Source organism: Microbispora sp. ZYX-F-249, from assembly GCF_039649665.1.
GTDB classification, from domain to species: domain Bacteria; phylum Actinomycetota; class Actinomycetes; order Streptosporangiales; family Streptosporangiaceae; genus Microbispora; species Microbispora maris.
In genome coordinates this window covers 95,380-109,843 of sequence record NZ_JBDJAW010000027.1, presented here as the reverse complement: position 1 = coordinate 109,843, position 14,464 = coordinate 95,380, and the positions used below count along the sequence as shown (strand labels likewise).

General features: G+C 72.7%; 14 protein-coding genes. 9 read left to right on the top strand and 5 right to left on the bottom strand.

The features are described 5' to 3' along the window. Positions 1 to 67: 67 nt before the first annotated feature. Positions 68 to 769, bottom strand: coding sequence for a CBS domain-containing protein (locus AAH991_RS27900; protein ID WP_346228887.1), 702 nt, complete (start codon positions 767 to 769; stop codon positions 68 to 70). A 223-nt stretch (positions 770 to 992) separates the two neighbouring features. Here AAH991_RS27900 and AAH991_RS27895 point away from each other — a divergent pair, with 223 nt between their 5' ends. The 3 genes from AAH991_RS27895 to AAH991_RS27885 are packed head-to-tail and all read left to right on the top strand — an operon-like array spanning position 993 to position 3,315. Next, positions 993 to 1,652 (top strand): CBS domain-containing protein, encoded by a 660-nt coding sequence (locus AAH991_RS27895; RefSeq protein ID WP_346228886.1) that lies wholly within the window; start codon positions 993 to 995, stop codon positions 1,650 to 1,652. 21 nt (positions 1,653 to 1,673) lie between these two features. Beyond that, complete coding sequence (locus AAH991_RS27890; protein ID WP_346228885.1) at positions 1,674 to 2,663, top strand: Acg family FMN-binding oxidoreductase; 990 nt, start codon at positions 1,674 to 1,676, stop codon at positions 2,661 to 2,663. Between the two features lie 55 nt (positions 2,664 to 2,718). Then, positions 2,719 to 3,315, top strand: a complete 597-nt coding sequence (locus AAH991_RS27885; RefSeq protein WP_346228884.1) for an Rv1733c family protein — start codon at positions 2,719 to 2,721, stop codon at positions 3,313 to 3,315. Positions 3,316 to 3,324: 9 nt separating this feature from the next. Here AAH991_RS27885 and AAH991_RS27880 read toward each other — a convergent pair whose 3' ends face one another. Beyond that, positions 3,325 to 3,789, bottom strand: a complete 465-nt coding sequence (locus AAH991_RS27880) for a hypothetical protein (RefSeq protein ID WP_346228883.1) — start codon at positions 3,787 to 3,789, stop codon at positions 3,325 to 3,327. Between the two features lie 158 nt (positions 3,790 to 3,947). Here AAH991_RS27880 and AAH991_RS27875 point away from each other — a divergent pair, with 158 nt between their 5' ends. From AAH991_RS27875 to AAH991_RS27865, 3 genes are read left to right on the top strand one after another with little or no spacing between them, the layout of a single operon-like run. Then, a complete protein-coding gene (locus AAH991_RS27875; RefSeq protein WP_346228882.1) occupies positions 3,948 to 6,350 on the top strand; it encodes a cation-translocating P-type ATPase in 2,403 nt (800 codons plus the stop codon). A 5-nt stretch (positions 6,351 to 6,355) separates the two neighbouring features. Continuing rightward, positions 6,356 to 7,219: a universal stress protein gene (locus tag AAH991_RS27870; protein ID WP_346228881.1), complete on the top strand. Its 864-nt coding sequence runs from the start codon at positions 6,356 to 6,358 to the stop codon at positions 7,217 to 7,219. A 14-nt stretch (positions 7,220 to 7,233) separates the two neighbouring features. Beyond that, positions 7,234 to 8,241: a lactonase family protein gene (locus tag AAH991_RS27865; RefSeq protein ID WP_346228889.1), complete on the top strand. Its 1,008-nt coding sequence runs from the start codon at positions 7,234 to 7,236 to the stop codon at positions 8,239 to 8,241. Here the strand turns inward: AAH991_RS27865 and AAH991_RS27860 are convergent. The 3 genes from AAH991_RS27860 to AAH991_RS27850 all read right to left on the bottom strand — a co-directional run bounded on the left by AAH991_RS27860 (position 8,231) and on the right by AAH991_RS27850 (position 10,960). Next, complete coding sequence (locus AAH991_RS27860) at positions 8,231 to 9,082, bottom strand: SAM-dependent methyltransferase (RefSeq protein ID WP_346228880.1); 852 nt, start codon at positions 9,080 to 9,082, stop codon at positions 8,231 to 8,233. The two genes, AAH991_RS27865 and AAH991_RS27860, sit on opposite strands and share 11 nt — an antisense overlap. A 23-nt stretch (positions 9,083 to 9,105) precedes the next feature. Continuing rightward, complete coding sequence (locus tag AAH991_RS27855; protein WP_346228879.1) at positions 9,106 to 9,921, bottom strand: DUF4253 domain-containing protein; 816 nt, start codon at positions 9,919 to 9,921, stop codon at positions 9,106 to 9,108. Between the two features lie 67 nt (positions 9,922 to 9,988). Beyond that, positions 9,989 to 10,960, bottom strand: coding sequence for a helix-turn-helix transcriptional regulator (locus tag AAH991_RS27850; RefSeq protein WP_346228878.1), 972 nt, complete (start codon positions 10,958 to 10,960; stop codon positions 9,989 to 9,991). Between the two features lie 120 nt (positions 10,961 to 11,080). Between AAH991_RS27850 and AAH991_RS27845 the strand changes: the two genes are divergently transcribed. Genes AAH991_RS27845 through AAH991_RS27835 form a run of 3 tightly spaced genes read left to right on the top strand, consistent with a single transcriptional unit; the run spans position 11,081 to position 14,445 of the window. Further along, positions 11,081 to 12,682: a peptide ABC transporter substrate-binding protein gene (locus AAH991_RS27845; protein ID WP_346228877.1), complete on the top strand. Its 1,602-nt coding sequence runs from the start codon at positions 11,081 to 11,083 to the stop codon at positions 12,680 to 12,682. Positions 12,683 to 12,689: 7 nt separating this feature from the next. Further along, positions 12,690 to 13,619 (top strand): ABC transporter permease, encoded by a 930-nt coding sequence (locus tag AAH991_RS27840; RefSeq protein WP_346228876.1) that lies wholly within the window; start codon positions 12,690 to 12,692, stop codon positions 13,617 to 13,619. Further along, a complete protein-coding gene (locus tag AAH991_RS27835; RefSeq protein ID WP_346228875.1) occupies positions 13,606 to 14,445 on the top strand; it encodes an ABC transporter permease in 840 nt (279 codons plus the stop codon). Before AAH991_RS27840 ends, AAH991_RS27835 begins: the two co-directional genes overlap by 14 nt. Positions 14,446 to 14,464: the final 19 nt, after the last annotated feature.

The window sequence follows — 14,464 nt, the reverse complement described above, 5'->3', positions numbered from 1 at the left end:
TCACCATCCCGCCAGAGCCCGGCGGCCGCAGACATGATCACGCAGGTGGGGCAGGCCCTTCCGGCGGTCAGGCGCTCTCCCAGGGGCCGGCGTCGTCCTCCTTCCATTCCAGGCGGTCGACGACCCCGATCACGCCGTTGGTCCGCTCGACCATCCGCATGAGCACCCGTGCCTGGGAGCGGCGTTCCAGTGCGCCGGTGAGCGTCACGACGCCTTCCGACACCGACACCTCGACGCCCGACAGGTCGGCCCACAGGCAGTTGCCGATGATGTCCTCGCGTACCTCCCTGGCGATGTCGGCGTCCGCGCGGGCGAGGACCTTGAGCAGGTCGTGGCGGCTGATGATGCCCACGAGCACGTCCTCGTCGTCCACCACGGGCAGGCGTTTGACCCCGTGCCGGCTCATCTGGCGCGCGGCGCTGACCACACTGGTGTAGGGCCGGGTGGTGACCGCGGGGGCGGACATGAGTTCGGCGGCGGTCACGCCGCGGGCCCGCTCCTGGGTCTTGGCGGCCCCGTGCCCCACGGCCTCACGCAGGCGGGCCCGCAGCGGCGGCCGGTAACCCTCGCGATAGAACTGCTCGCGGAACTCCTCCTTGCGCAGCAGGTCGGCCTCCGAGACCACGCCGACGACGTGTCCCTCGCCGTCGACCACGGGCACCGCGCTGACCTCGTGCGCGATGAGCACCTCGGCCACGTCCCTGAAGGGCGTGCTGCCGTTGACGGAGGCGACCTCGCTGGTCATGACGTCTCGCACCTTCATGTGCATGATCGGCTCCTTCCCGGGCCGTGGCTGGCCGTTCCCAGTTCCATCGCACCGCCGATCGGGCCGCTTGCGAAGGGACCGAGGGCCCTGTTGACCGGGTCCTTCGCCATTGCGGGAACGGGAGACGCGACGGGTGGCCGAAAGTCCCGGGTGGTCAGGACCTTCACCGCTGACCCGGAAGGACGCGGAGAGGCACGCTGGCAATGAGGAGATGGGAGGCGTCGTCATGACGGCGAAGGTGAAGGATGTCATGGGCAGGGTCGCCATCGCGGTGCCGATGGACGCGTCGTTCGCGGACCTTGTCGCCACCATGCAGCGGTTCAAGGTGGGCGCGGTGACGGTCATCGACGCCGACCGGCGCCCGGTCGGCGTGGTCTCGGAGGACGACATCCTGCTGAAGGAGTTCGCCCTGGACGAGAGCGTGTTCGACGGTCCCCGCAGGCGTGAGGAGCACCGCAAGGCGGTGGGCACGAAGGCCGGCCAGATCATGTCGCGCCCCGCGATCACGGTGACCGGTGGCACGTCGGTGCGGGACGCGGCCCGGCTGATGCACCGCAACCGTATCAAGCAGCTGCCGGTGATCGACGCCATGACCGGCCGCATCATGGGCACGGTGCACCAGGGAGACCTGCTCCGTGTGTTCGTCCGCCCCGCGGAGGACATCCTGGCCGAGGTCGAGGAGATCGCCGCCCGGCTGAACCTCGGCCCCGACGACCTGCGGATCACCGTGTCCGGCGGCGTGGTCGGGCTCAGCGGACAGGTGCCCCGCAGGTCGGACGTCAAGCCGCTGCTGCACGCCGTACGCCGGGTCGAGGGGGTTGTCGAGGTGGACGCCGACGTCGCCTTCCTCGTGGACGACCTGCTCATCGCCCCGCCGATGCTGTAGCCGAGCCCAGGGGAGGAGATCGTGAACGCTCGTACGTCCGAGGGGATCGCGCAGGCCGCGCAGGCGGCGGTGGAGGCGGCTCTGTGGGCGCCCTCGATCCACAACACGCAGCCCTGGTCGTTCGGCGTCTCCGGCGACGAGATCTGCCTGCGCGCCGACCCCGACAGGAAGCTGCGGATCTCCGACCCGACCGGCCGGCAGATGACGATCAGCTGCGGCGCCGCGCTGTTCAATGTGCGTATCACCCTGCTGGCGCTCGGCTACGAGCCCGAGGTCCGCCGTTTCCCGGACCCGGAGCGTCCGCTGCTGCTGGCCAGGATACGGGTGCGGCCCGGGCGTGAGCCGGGCGAGCACATCCGCCTGCTGCATGCCGAGGTCGAGCGCCGCCGCACCCACCGGTCCGGGTTCACTGCTCTGCCGGTGCCGGACCGCCTGGTCGACGCGCTCGTGTCGGAGGCGGCGCCCGAGGGCGGCCGCCTGATGCCGATCACGTCGGACGCCGCCGCCCGGGTGCTCGCTGCGCTCACCGGCGCGGCCCAGGACGTGCAGTCACAGGATCGGTTGTTCGTTCTGGAACTCATGCGCTGGGCCCGGCCGCCCGGCAGTTCGCGCCGCGACGGGGTGCCGGCGGCGGGTTATCCGACCGATCCCCGGCGTATGCACCCCCAGCACTTCGCGCAGCGGGACTACGCCCGGGGGCACGAGTGGGGGATGGCGCCGGACGAGCGGGTGTCCGCGTCGACGGGTCTCGTGGCGCTGCTCAGCACCGGCGGCGACGGCCGGGAGGACTGGCTGCGCGCGGGCGAGGCGCTGCAGCGGATGCTGCTGCACGCCTCCGCGTACGGGGTGAGCGTCGCCTTCCACACGCAGGCACTTGAGATGCCCGAGTTGCGGGAGTTCATCCGCACGCATCTGTGCTCGGGAGAGTCGCCGCAGATGATCATGCGGCTGGGCTTCGTCATCGACGAGAGCGAGAGCGTCCGCCGCGCGCCCTCCGAGGTCGTCGAGTGAGGTAGGTCGATCTCGGGGAAGTGGGACCTCCTGTGGTCGTCAGGGAGGTGTGCCCATGAGATCGATCGCCCGCTGGGTCGTGTCGCGGTTACGCCGTTACCGGCCTGATCGCAACCCGCTGCGCCGCCGTTCCGACCGGATCGAGGCGGCGCTCGTGGTGGCCGCGCTGGCCGCCGTACTGCTCGCCGCGTGGCCCGCCGCGCTGATCGCTCGCACGGTGTACGACGGCGGCGTCAGGGCCGAGCGGGTGGGGCCGGGAGCGCGGCAGCTGGTCGAGGCCACCGTGATCGAGGAGGCGTCGGCCGTGCCGGCCAACGGCCGCGGGCTGCTGGGGGCGAGTTCGGTGCGGTGGACGCTGCCGGGCGGCGAGGTCCGGGAGGGCATGGTCCCGGTGGCCCTCCTCCTCCGGGACGGCCCGGCGAACGCGCGGTTGTGGGTCGACGCCCAGGGCAGGCCGGCCACGGCGCCGCCGCAGCGGACCGAGACGGTGACCAGGGCGTGGCTCGCGGCCTTCGGCGTCGTGTCGGCGGCCGCCGTCCTGGCCTGGGCCGGATTCGCGCTGGGGCGTCATCGGCTGGACCGCAGGCGCTACCGCGAGTGGGAGGCGGCCTGGGCCGCGGCCGACCGCAGGTGGCGCCGCCATCACATCTGAGCGGGCTGATCACCTCATGTTCTGCGAGATGTCGCAGGAGGGGCTGCCGGGGGCGCAGTACGCGCCCTGACTGGTGATGCTCCCCGCGGACGTGACGGTGGTCGACTGCGGGCCGCTCAGGAGCGAGGGCGTGTTGACGCCGTTGAGGTTCTGGATGTTCCGGCCGTTGCCCGAATTGTGCTGCGTGGCGCTGGTCCGCGAGCCCCGGGCGATCTGGTAACCCTGCGGGCCGGGCCCGGGCTCGGCCTTCGCTCTCGCCTGCGCAGCCTTCGCGGCCTTTGCCGCTTTCGCCGCCTTCGCTGCTTTGGCTTTGGCCGCCGCCGCGTGGGGCTTGCGGCGCAGCGGCGCGGAGGCCGCGTCCGCGGCCTCCGGAACGGCGAGGCCCGCCAGTGAGACGACGAGCGCGGCCACCGCGAGCCGCCGCACCATCGTGACGAGACCGCTCCCGGGAACGTCAGCGCAGTGACGAGACACCTGGCACCCACCTGCCCGTTCGATTATGGATATAAGCGACATAGGGCATATGCCCGTATCGCACGGATGGTTACCCTGCGTGGTGGGGGCCGAAGGTCCCGAGGGCCGATGGCTTTCGCCCGGCGTCGCCACCGGAGGCCGGATGATCTGCTGGTGACATGACATCCGCTGTGCGCACGCTGCGCGGACTGCCCGAGGAGGAGGCCGCCCGCCTGCTCGCCGAGCACGGGCCCAACGAGATCCCCCAGCCCCGGCCGCCGGCCCTGCCGGTGCGGGCCGCACGGCAGCTGGCGGATCCGCTGTCGGTCCTGCTGCTGGTGGCCGGCCTGGTCACGCTCGTCGTCCTCGCCGAGGTGCCCGAGGGCATCGCGATCCTGGCCATCCTGCTGGTGAACGTGCTGATCGGGACCGGCCAGGAGGTCAGGGCCGACAAGGCCGTGCGCGCGCTGCGGGCGCTCACCGCGCCGATGGCCACGGTCGTGCGGGGCGACGCCGTACGGCGGCTGCCCGCGGCCGAGGTGGTCCCCGGCGACCTCGTCGTCGTCGCGGCCGGGGACCGGGTGCCCGCCGACGCCCGGCTGGCCGAGGCCGAGGGGCTGGCGGTGGACGAGGCGATGCTGACGGGGGAGTCGCTGTCGGCGGCCAAACGGGCGGGCGGCCCCGGCGGGCCGGACGTGCCGCTGGGCGACCGCGCGGGGGAGATCTTTTCCGGCACACTCGTCGTGCACGGCCGCGGAACGGCCGAAGTGCTGCGTACCGGCGCCGCGACCGAGGTCGGCCGCATCGCCTCGGCCCTGCGCGGCGGCGGCAGGGGACCGCTGGAGGCCGAGCTCGCCCAGGTGTCGCGGCGCATCGGCCTGCTCGCGGTCGCGGCGGGCGCCCTGATGATCCTCATCGGCCTCACCCGGGTCAGCCGGGGCGAGGCGTCGCTGGTCGACATCATCCTCGCGGGGGTGGCGCTCGCCATCGCCGCGGTGCCCGAGAGCATGGCCGCGGCCGTCACCACCGCGCTGGCGCTGTGCGCCCAGCGCATGGCCCGCCTCGGGGTGATCGTGCGCCGGCTGCCCGCCATCGAGGCCTTGGGCGCCACGACCGTCATCGCGGCCGACAAGACCGGCACGCTGACCACCGGCCACCTCACCGTGGCCGACCACCTCGCCGTCTCCGGCACCGAGCTGTGGCGGGCCGCGCTGCGCTGCAACGACGCCGAAGACGGGCTGGGCGACGCGGTGGACGTCGCGCTGGCCGCCGCGGCGGCCCGTGAGGACGTACGGCTGCCGGTCGGCGAGACACGGATCGGCACCCGTCCCTTCGACGCCGAGACCCGCTCGATGGCGGTGGTCACCGCCGTGGACGGGGCCCGCCCGCTGCTGACGGTCAAGGGCGCCCCCGAGGTGGTGCTGGCACGCTGCGTGCCCGGTGAGCGGACCGACCGGTTCGCGGAGGCCGTGTCCGGGCTGGCCCAGCGGGGGCTGCGGGTGCTCGCGCTCGCCGAGGGGGAGACCGGCGACCTGGACGCCTCCGGACTGCGCCCGCTCGGCCTGGTCGCGCTGCAGGACGAGATCCGGCCCTCCGCACGCCGGGCCGTCGCCGACTGCCGGGCCGCCGGCATCCGGGTCGTGATGGTGACCGGCGACCACGCGGAGACCGCGCGCTCGGTCGCCGCGGAGGTCGGCATCGACGCCGACGCCGTGGTGGCCCGCGTGGACCCCGCCACCAAGCTCGGCCTCGTACGCGAGCTCAAGGAGCGCGGCGAGGTGGTCGCGATGACCGGCGACGGCGTGAACGACGCCCCGGCCCTGCGGCACGCGGACGTCGGCGTCGCCATGGCCGGGGACGAGGGCACCGACGTGGCCCGCGAGGCCGCCGCCGTCGTCGTGACGAACGGCGAACTCGGCACGATCGTGACGGGCGTGCGGGAGGGCCGGCGGCTGCGCCACAACGTCGCCTCGATGATCGGCTACCTGCTGGCCGGCAACCTCGCTGAGATCCTCATCGTCCTCACCGGGCTGATCGTCTGGCCGGACCTCGTCGTGCCGCTGCTCCCGGTGCACCTGCTCTGGATCAACCTGGCCCTGGACGGGATCCCCGCGATCGCGCTCGGCGTCGACCGCCCGGCGGGTGACCCCCTCACACTGCGGCGGCGCGAGAGGCTGATGGCGTGGACGGCGCTGACCCGCATCGGGCTGCGTGCCGTGGTCGTCGCGGTGCTCGTCTTCGCCGCCGTGGAGACGGCGCGGCGACTCGGCTGGAGCGACGAACAGGTCCGCGCCCAGGCCGTGCTCGCCCTGGTCTTCGCCCGGCTGACGCTGGCGTACGTGACCCGGGCGCGCCGGATGACCTTCGAGAGCGGCTGGTGGCGGGGCCGCGCGGTGCTCGTGGCGGTGACGGCCACGCTGCTCCTGCAGACCCTCGTCACCGCCGTGCCCGTCCTGGGCGCGCCGCTGGCCCTCGTGCCGCTGCCGCCGCTCGGCTGGGCGATGGCCCTCGGCGCGGCCGTGCTCACCGTGGCGCTGTGCGACGCGCTGCGCCGCACCGCACCGGGCCGCACCGGGACGTGAGTGCGATGAGGCAGGAGATCGTGGTCGCCTACGACGGCACGCGGCAGAGCCGCGCCGCCGTCGAGTGGGCCGCGGCGGAGTGCCGGGTCCGGCGCCGCGCGGGCGTCACGGTCTGCGAGGTGTGGGACGGCCCGTACCCGGAGCGCGCCGAGGCCGTCGCCGCCGAGGAACGCCGCCTCGCGGCGCTGCGGCTGTTCGAGGGGGTACGGCTGGCCGAACGCCTGCTGCCCGGCCGGGAGGTCCGTCCCGTGCTCGTGCGGGGAGATCCCAAGGACACGCTGGTCGCTCTCAGCCGGGAGGCCGCGATGCTGGTCGTGGGGCATAGGGAGCGCCGGGGGCATCGCGGGCGGCTGACCGGGCTGCTGTTCGGCTCGGTCAGCGCGTACGCCGCGGCGCACGCCGCCTGCCCGGTGGTCGTGGTCGGCGCGCCGGCGCCCGCGCCGCCCGCCGGCGGGGTGGTGGTGGGGATCGACGCGGCGCGGCCGGACGGACCGGAGGCGGAGTGCGCCATGCGCTTCGCCGTGGAGGTCGCGCGCGGCCGGTCGCTGCCGCTGACCGCGGTCTACGCCACGCGAGGGGGTGAGCCCGAGGGCGAGCGGGCGCTGACGCGCATCGTCGAGCCGTGGCGGCTGCGCTGCCGGGCGGGGCTCAGGATCGACACCAGGGTCGTCGAGGCGCCGCCGCTGCCGGCCCTGCTGGCATGCGCCGCGAACGCTCCGCTGCTGGTCGTCGGGGCCCACGGGGCCGGCGCCCGGGCCCGGCTGCTCGGCTCGGTCGGGCAGGGCCTGCTGTGGCGCGCCCCCTGCCCGGTCGCGGTCGTCCACCCGGCCCCCGTCTGGCCGATACCATTCGGTGTCCGGACGATCTGATCTTTGGAGTGACAATGCCCCGTCCCGGCCTGGTGATCGGCGGATACACCCCGGACACGGAGGGATCGGGCCCCGGCCTGACGGTGGCCCGGGCGCAGGCGGACGGGCGGCTGGAGGCGGTGGCCGAGACGACCGCGTCAGGGCCGTCGTTCGTCATCGCCCACCCGCGGCTGCCGCTGCTGTACGCCGTGCTCGAACGCGCCGGGGACGGCGGCCTCGCGGTGTTCGCCGACGAGCCCGGCGAGGGGGCTCCCCGGCCGCTGGCCGAGCACCCGAGCGGCGGGTCGCTGCCGTGCCACCTGGCGCTCGACGCGCAGGCGCGGTGGCTGGCGATCGCCAACTACGGCGACGGGACCGTCACGGCCTACCGGCTGGGTGAGGACGGGATGCCCGAGCCCGGCCCGCTGACGTTCCCCCACGAGGGGCGCGGCCCCCACCCCGACCGGCAGGAGGGCCCGCACGCGCACCAGGCGGTCTTCGGACCCGACGGCGTGCTGTACGTGACCGACCTCGGCACCGACGAGGTGCGCCGCTTCCTGCCCGGCATGCGCCCGCACCCCGGCGGGCCCGTACGGCTGGCCTCCGGCAGCGGCCCCCGGCACTTCCTGCACCACGAGGGTCACTGGTACGTCACCGGCGAGCTGGACGGGACCGTGCGCGTCTACGACGGCGAGTGGCGGGAGGCGGGCGTGGTGCGGGCGAGCGGCGCCGCGGGGGACAGCGGCGGCGGCAATCTGCCCTCCCACATCGCGCTGTCCGGCGACGGCCGGCACCTGTACGTCGCCAACCGGGGGCCGGACACCGTCAGCGTGTTCGAGGTCGACGGGCCCCGGCTCACGATGGCGGCCGAGGTGCCGGCGGGCGGAAGCTGGCCACGCCACTTCATCATCGACGGAGACCGCCTCTACGTCGCCAACCAGCGCTCGGACGCGGTCGCGGTGCTGACGCTGAAGGACGGGCTGCCCGGCCCCGCCGAACAGGCGCTGGCGGTGGGCACTCCCTCCTGCGTACTCATCCGGTGACGCGGCCGACGCCCCCGACGATCCACACCCGCTGCGCCTGGCCGGTGCTCTGCGGGGTGTCCGGCCGCCACTGGCGGATGTAGACGAGGCCGGGATCGACGAGTTCGGTGCCGTCGAAGAAGCGCAGCACCTTCTCTCGGTCCCGCGGCGCCTCGTCGGCCTGCGGCACGATCTGCCGGAACAGATCGACGATCGGCGCGGCCAGCTCGGGACGGCTGTCGAAGACGGCGTGGCCGATGGCCAGGTAGCTGCCCGGGGAGAGGTGGTCGCGCACCTGGGCCACGCACTTGTACGGCTCGGTGGCGTCGGGAAGGTACTGCAGCCGGGCCGGGATCAGCACCCCCACCGGCTGCTCGAAGTCGATGAGCCGCAGCATCTCGGGGTGGGCCAGCATCTCCGCCGGGCGCAGGATGGAGCCGTCCACCACGCCGGTGCCGCGGTCGCGGGCGAGCATGGCCCGCGCGTGCGTGAGCACCACCGGGTCGTCGTCGACGTACACCACCCGGGCGTCGGGCGCGAGCTCCTGGGCGACCTCGTGCGTGTTGCGCCGGGTCGGCAGCCCGGACGCCACGTTGAGGAACTGCCGCACGCCCTGCTCGACGAGGAAGCGCACGACCCGCTCGAGGAACTCGCGGGTGTCCACGGCCATCGTCTTGACCTCGGGTGCGATGGTCATCAGCCGCTCGGCGAACGCCCGGTCGGCGGCGAAGTTGTCCTTGCCGCCGAGCAGGTAGTCGCTCATCCTGGCGATGTTCGCGGTGCCGGTGCTGAGGCCCGCCACCTTGGCGGGCCGCGCGCCCCCGTTCAGCTCCGTGCCGCCCAAGCCGTTCCCCTCACTCACGATCGTCGCCGGTAATTATCGCCCTAATCCCACCAGAACGACCAGGCATTCTGACCGACGATCTGCTCGGCGTAGTCGGCCAGCGTGCCCGGGCCCTGGAGGATGCTGTCGGGGCAGAACGTCCAGTGCTCGGCCGCCACGTGCAGCGCGTGCGCGGGCGTGGCGGGCGGCGCGGCGACGCTGAGCTCCAGGGTGTTGAACCCCATGCCGACCACCCGCGCCCCGAACCGCTCCTCCCAGCTGCGCACGACGGCCGCCAGGGGCACGGTCCACTCGTTGTGGTGCAGCGCCCCCTGCCAGCCCATGGCGACCATCGCGTCGGCGCCGCGATTCACCGCGGCGAGCCCGAGCGGCGTCATGCGCTCGGCCACCACGTCGGCGTACCAGTCGGCGACCACGTCGGGGTCGGCCACGAGCGCGGCGGGCGGTGCGATCCCCGGGCACTCGGCCCCGAAGGGCGCGAGGTACGCCTCGTGGCCCAGCAGCAGGTCCTGCCACGCCTCGGCCATGAACCCGGCGGCGCTGTAGTAGTCGACATGGTGGGGCGAGTCCGGCGCGATCTGCCCGGCCGACCAGGGCTGCACGCCGTCCTCGAGGAGCACCGGCCACAGCCCCGACCGGGGGTGCTCGGCGCGCAGCCGGGCCCACAGCCCGGCCGGCACCGGCTCGTCGCTCAGCCAGAACGAGGGATGGTGATGGGTGCGCAGTTTGTCGTAGTCGGGGTCCGGCCACACGAGGGACCCGGACGGCAGGTCGACGGACAGCACCCGCCCGTCGCCGCCGTCACCGAACAGCAGCTCCAGACCCGTGGGGAGCCGCCGACGCTCGTGAACCGACATGCGCCAATAATGTCGGACCCGGCCCTGGCACGTCCCGCGAGGGCGATCATTATGGGGAACACGGGAATCACGGGATGTCGAGCCGGCACAGTCCCTCGGCGAGGACCTTCGTGGTCAGGCGCGTCCGGCTGTCGCAGCCGAGCTTGGCGAAGATGTGCTCCAGGTGCGTGGTCACGGTGCGCACGCTCAGGACGAGCGCCGCGGCGATCTGCGGGTTGGAGTCGCCCTGCGCGACCCGGGTCAGCACCTCGATCTCCCGCGCGGTCAGGTCGTACGGCAGGGCGCACGGACGCTCGGCGATGACGGCGCCCTGGATGGAGCCGTGGAAGCCCACACCGGCCCGGTGGAGGCGCAGCTCGCGCCACTGGCCGGCGCCGTCCAGCCACAGCCCCCGCCGCGACAGCTCGCGGGAGTCGATGAACGCCCTGGCCAGCTCGGCCATCGCCGGTTCGGCCGCGAGCGCGTCCGACGGGGGCCATCCGGCCACGTCCCTGCGCCGCCCGCCCCGTTCGTACGCGACGGCGTGGAAACCGGGCGGCAGGCCGAGCGGGTCGATGACGCAGCGGGTCACGTCGGTGAGGTGGGCCAGGGCGGGGGAGACCGCGCTGATCACCGCGGGCGCCTCCGGCGGCAGCTCCGCGCGGGAGCCGACGTGCAGCAGCCCGGTGTAGCGCCCGCCGGTCAGGAACAGCGGCGTGGTGATCCCGGCGCGCCAGCCGTACGGCTCCAGATGGCGGCGGAAGTAGCGCTCGGTGCCGGGGGAGCCCATGACGACGGGCGTGCGCCGGGACATCGCCCGGCGGTAGGCGTCGAGCCGGGCGTACTCCTCCGCGGCGTCGTCGTCCACGCGGGTGTAGCCGGCGGAGACCAGCGAGCGGTGGCGGCCGGTCGCCGGGTCGAACGCGACGAACTCGTAGGCCTCGACGGGGATGACCTCGCCCAATGCGGTCATCGCCCCGTGCGCCCCCTGCCGGGCCACCTGGAAGCCGAGTTCGGCGACGGCGTGCAGGCTCCGCGCGCTGAGGCTGATTGCGTCCATGGATCCTCCATGCTCAGCCTGCCCGGTAAAGGTTCCGCAAGGAATACGTAAAGTCTCCGATGCAGACGGCGGCCCTGTTACCTACCCTCACCCGCAACACGACGGAGAGGCGGAGGACCAGTGAGGGTCACGAGAAGCCGGGCGGCCGCCCTCGCTGTGGCGGCCATCATGCTGAGCGGCGCATGCGGGGGAGGATCGTCGTCCGACGGCGGCGGTGGCGGCAAGGGAGCCAACGCCTTCTCCGTCGCGCTGACGGAACCCGACCACCTCACCCCGGGAAACACCTCCAGCGACTACTCGATCACGGTGCTGGACGCGCTCTTCGAGACTCCGGTCTCCATCGACGCCGCCAGCGGCAAGCCCGTGATGCGGGCGGCCGAGTCGGTGAACAGCACCGACCAGAAGGTCTGGACGATCAAGTTCAAGCCGGGCCAGAAGTTCAGCAACGGCGAGCCGGTCACGGCCCAGAGCTTCGCCGACTCCTGGAACGCCACGGCCTACGGCCCCAACGGGTGGACCAACAACTACTACTTCGCCAACATCGAGGGCTACGACAAGCTCAACCCCGAGAAGGGCGACCCGTCCACGGACAAGATGAGCGGCCTCAAGGTGGTGGACGACACCACGCTCGAGGTCACGCTCACCGCGCCGTTCAGCCAGTTCCCGATCACGCTCGCCTACATCGCGTTCGCGCCGATGCCGAAGGCGGCGTTCAGCGATCTCAAGGCGTTCGACCAGGCCCCGGTCGGCAACGGCCCGTTCGTGCTCGACGGCGCCTGGGAGCACAACAAGCAGATCAAGCTCAAGCGGTCGGCGTCGTACGCGGGCGAGCGCAAGGCCAAGGCCGACGAGGTGACCCTCAAGATCTACGCCAGCCGCGACACGGCGTGGACCGACCTGCGGGCCGGCCGGGTGGACCTGATGACGACGGTCCCGCCGGCCAGCACGGCCGAGGCCAAGCGGCTGCTCGGCGACCGCTTCGTGCAGACCCCCGACGGCACGATGGACTACCTGGGCTTCCCGACCTTCGACAAGCGGTTCGCCAACGCGGACCTGCGCAAGGCGTTCTCCATGGCCATCGACCGGCAGGCCATCGTGGACGCGGTGTACGACGGCGCGTTCAAGCCGATGGCGTCGCTGCTGGCGCCGCTGGTGCCCGGCTACCGGGAGAACGCCTGCGGCGAGGCGTGCACGTACGACCCGGCCAAGGCCAAGGCGCTGTTCGACCAGGCCGGCGGCTTCAGCGGCACGCTGAACCTGTGGTTCTCCAACGCCGACCCGAGCTACGAGCAGTGGATGACCGCCGTCGCCAACCAGCTGAAGCAGAACCTCGGCATCTCGGACATCAAGTTCCGCAAGATCCCGGCCGCCGACTACCTGTCGACCCTGCGCCAGCGCAAGGAGGACGGTCCGTACCGCAACAACTGGGTCATGGACTACCCGAGCCCGCAGGACTACCTCGAGTACATGTGGGGCGCGGGCAACCGGATGGGCTGGGAGAACAAGGAGTTCGACGACCTGATCAAGCAGGCGAACTCGGCGCCCAGCCTGGACGCGAGCCTGCCGCTCTACCAGAAGGCCGAGGACGTCGCGCTGGCCGAGATGCCGATGATCCCGCTGTGGAACTGGCAGAACCAGATCGGCTTCACCAGCCGGCTCACCGGCGTGAACGTGACCCCGTACAGCAAGAACCTGTACACGATCAGCGTGAAGCAGGGGTGACCCGAGGGTGAGGTACGCCGCGCAGCGCCTGGCTCAGGCGATCCCGGTGTTCTTCGCGACCACCTTCCTGATCTACGCGATGGTGTTCGCGCTGCCGGGCGACCCGATCCTGGCGCTCGCGGGCGACAAGCCGGTGCCCGAGCAGGTGCTCGCCGTGATGCGGGCGCGCTACCACCTCGACGAGCCGCTGCTCGTGCAGTACGGCCGCTACATGCTCGGGGTGTTCCAGGGCGATCTGGGGGAGACCTTCACCGGTCAGCCGGTGAGCGAGCTCCTCCAGGACCGGTGGGCGGTCACCGCGCAGCTCGCGCTGACCGCCTGGGTCTTCGAGCTCGCCGTCGGCGTCGGGCTCGGCGTCCTGGCCGGGCTGCGCCGCGGCGGGGCCGCCGACACGGCGGTCCTCGCCGGCACCACGTTCGTCATCGCGGTCCCGGTGTTCGTGGTCGGGTACACGGCCCAGATCGTGCTGGGCCTCAATCTGGGGCTGTTCCCGACCGCCGGGACCGACGAGGGCTGGCCGGGCAGTTACCTGCTGCCCGGGATGGTCCTCGGCTCGTTCGGCCTGGCGTACGTGGCCCGGCTCACCCGCACCTCCCTCGTGGAGAACCTGCGGGCCGACTACGTCCGTACGGCGACCGCGAAGGGCCTCGCGCGGCGGCGGGTCATCGGGTTGCACGCGCTGCGCAACTCGCTCATCCCGGTCGTGACCTATCTCGGCGTCGACTTCGGCAACCTCATGGCCGGGGCGGTCGTCACCGAGGGCATCTTCAACCTGCCCGGCATCGGCCAGCAGGTGTTCCAGTCCATCCAGCTCCAGGAGGGCCCGGTCGTCGTCGGCGTCGTCACCCTGCTCGTCATGATCTTCATTCTCGCCAACCTGGCCGTCGACCTGCTCTACGGCGTGCTCGACCCGAGGATCCGCCGTGCTCGCGCGTGACGCCTGGGCGGAACTGCGCGGCCGCGTGGTCTTCTGGTTCTCCACCGCCGTCCTGCTGGTCGCCCTGGCGATGGCGGCCTTCCCCGGGCTGTTCGCCCGTCTCGGCCCCAACGAGGCCTGCGACCTGCGCATGTCCAAACGCGGCCCGGCCGACGGCGCGTTGTTCGGGTGGGACCTGCAGGGCTGCGACTACTGGTCGCAGGTCGTGCACGGCACCCGGGCGTCCATCGTGGTCGGCGTCGCGGTCACCGTCTTCGCCCTGCTGATCTCCATCGTGCTCGGGCTGATCGGCGGCTACTACGGGGGCGTCGCCGACGCGGTCATCTCCCGGGTCACCGACGTGTTCTTCGGCATCCCGTTCGTGCTGGGCGCGACCGTCGTGCTGGTGGCCTTCCCCGACCACGGGATATGGGCGATGACGCTGGTCCTCGTGCTGCTCGGCTGGACGACCATGACCCGGCTGATGCGCGGCCAGGTCATCGCCGTCAAGGACATGGACTTCGTGGCCGCCGCCCGCATGCTGGGCGCGAGCGACCGCAGGCTGATGTTCCGGCACATCCTGCCCAACGCGATCGCGCCGGTCATCGTGGTGGCCATGCTTAACGTCGGGAACGTCATCGCGGGCGAGGCCACCCTCGACTACCTCGGCGTCGGCCTGCAGTACCCCGACGTGTCGTGGGGCCTGCAGCTGAACATCGCCCAGACGTTCTTCGCCGACCACCCGCACCTGCTGGTCTTCCCCGCGCTGTTCCTCACCGCGACCGTGCTGAGCTTCCTCATGCTCGGCGACGTCGTGCGCGACGCCCTCGATCCCCGCCTGCGCTGAGGCTCCAGCTTCGTCGCTC

What these genes read in the sequence shown, in the direction of transcription:
- AAH991_RS27865 (WP_346228889.1), top strand. Translation starts at nt 7,234, where the DNA reads ATGCCCCGTCCCGGCCTGGTGATCGGCGGATACACCCCGGACACGGAG.
- AAH991_RS27900 (WP_346228887.1), bottom strand. Translation starts at nt 769, where the DNA reads ATGCACATGAAGGTGCGAGACGTCATGACCAGCGAGGTCGCCTCCGTC.
- AAH991_RS27870 (WP_346228881.1), top strand. Translation starts at nt 6,356, where the DNA reads ATGAGGCAGGAGATCGTGGTCGCCTACGACGGCACGCGGCAGAGCCGC.
- AAH991_RS27895 (WP_346228886.1), top strand. Translation starts at nt 993, where the DNA reads ATGACGGCGAAGGTGAAGGATGTCATGGGCAGGGTCGCCATCGCGGTG.
- AAH991_RS27885 (WP_346228884.1), top strand. Translation starts at nt 2,719, where the DNA reads ATGAGATCGATCGCCCGCTGGGTCGTGTCGCGGTTACGCCGTTACCGG.
- AAH991_RS27875 (WP_346228882.1), top strand. Translation starts at nt 3,948, where the DNA reads ATGACATCCGCTGTGCGCACGCTGCGCGGACTGCCCGAGGAGGAGGCC.
- AAH991_RS27855 (WP_346228879.1), bottom strand. Translation starts at nt 9,921, where the DNA reads ATGTCGGTTCACGAGCGTCGGCGGCTCCCCACGGGTCTGGAGCTGCTG.
- AAH991_RS27850 (WP_346228878.1), bottom strand. Translation starts at nt 10,960, where the DNA reads ATGGACGCAATCAGCCTCAGCGCGCGGAGCCTGCACGCCGTCGCCGAA.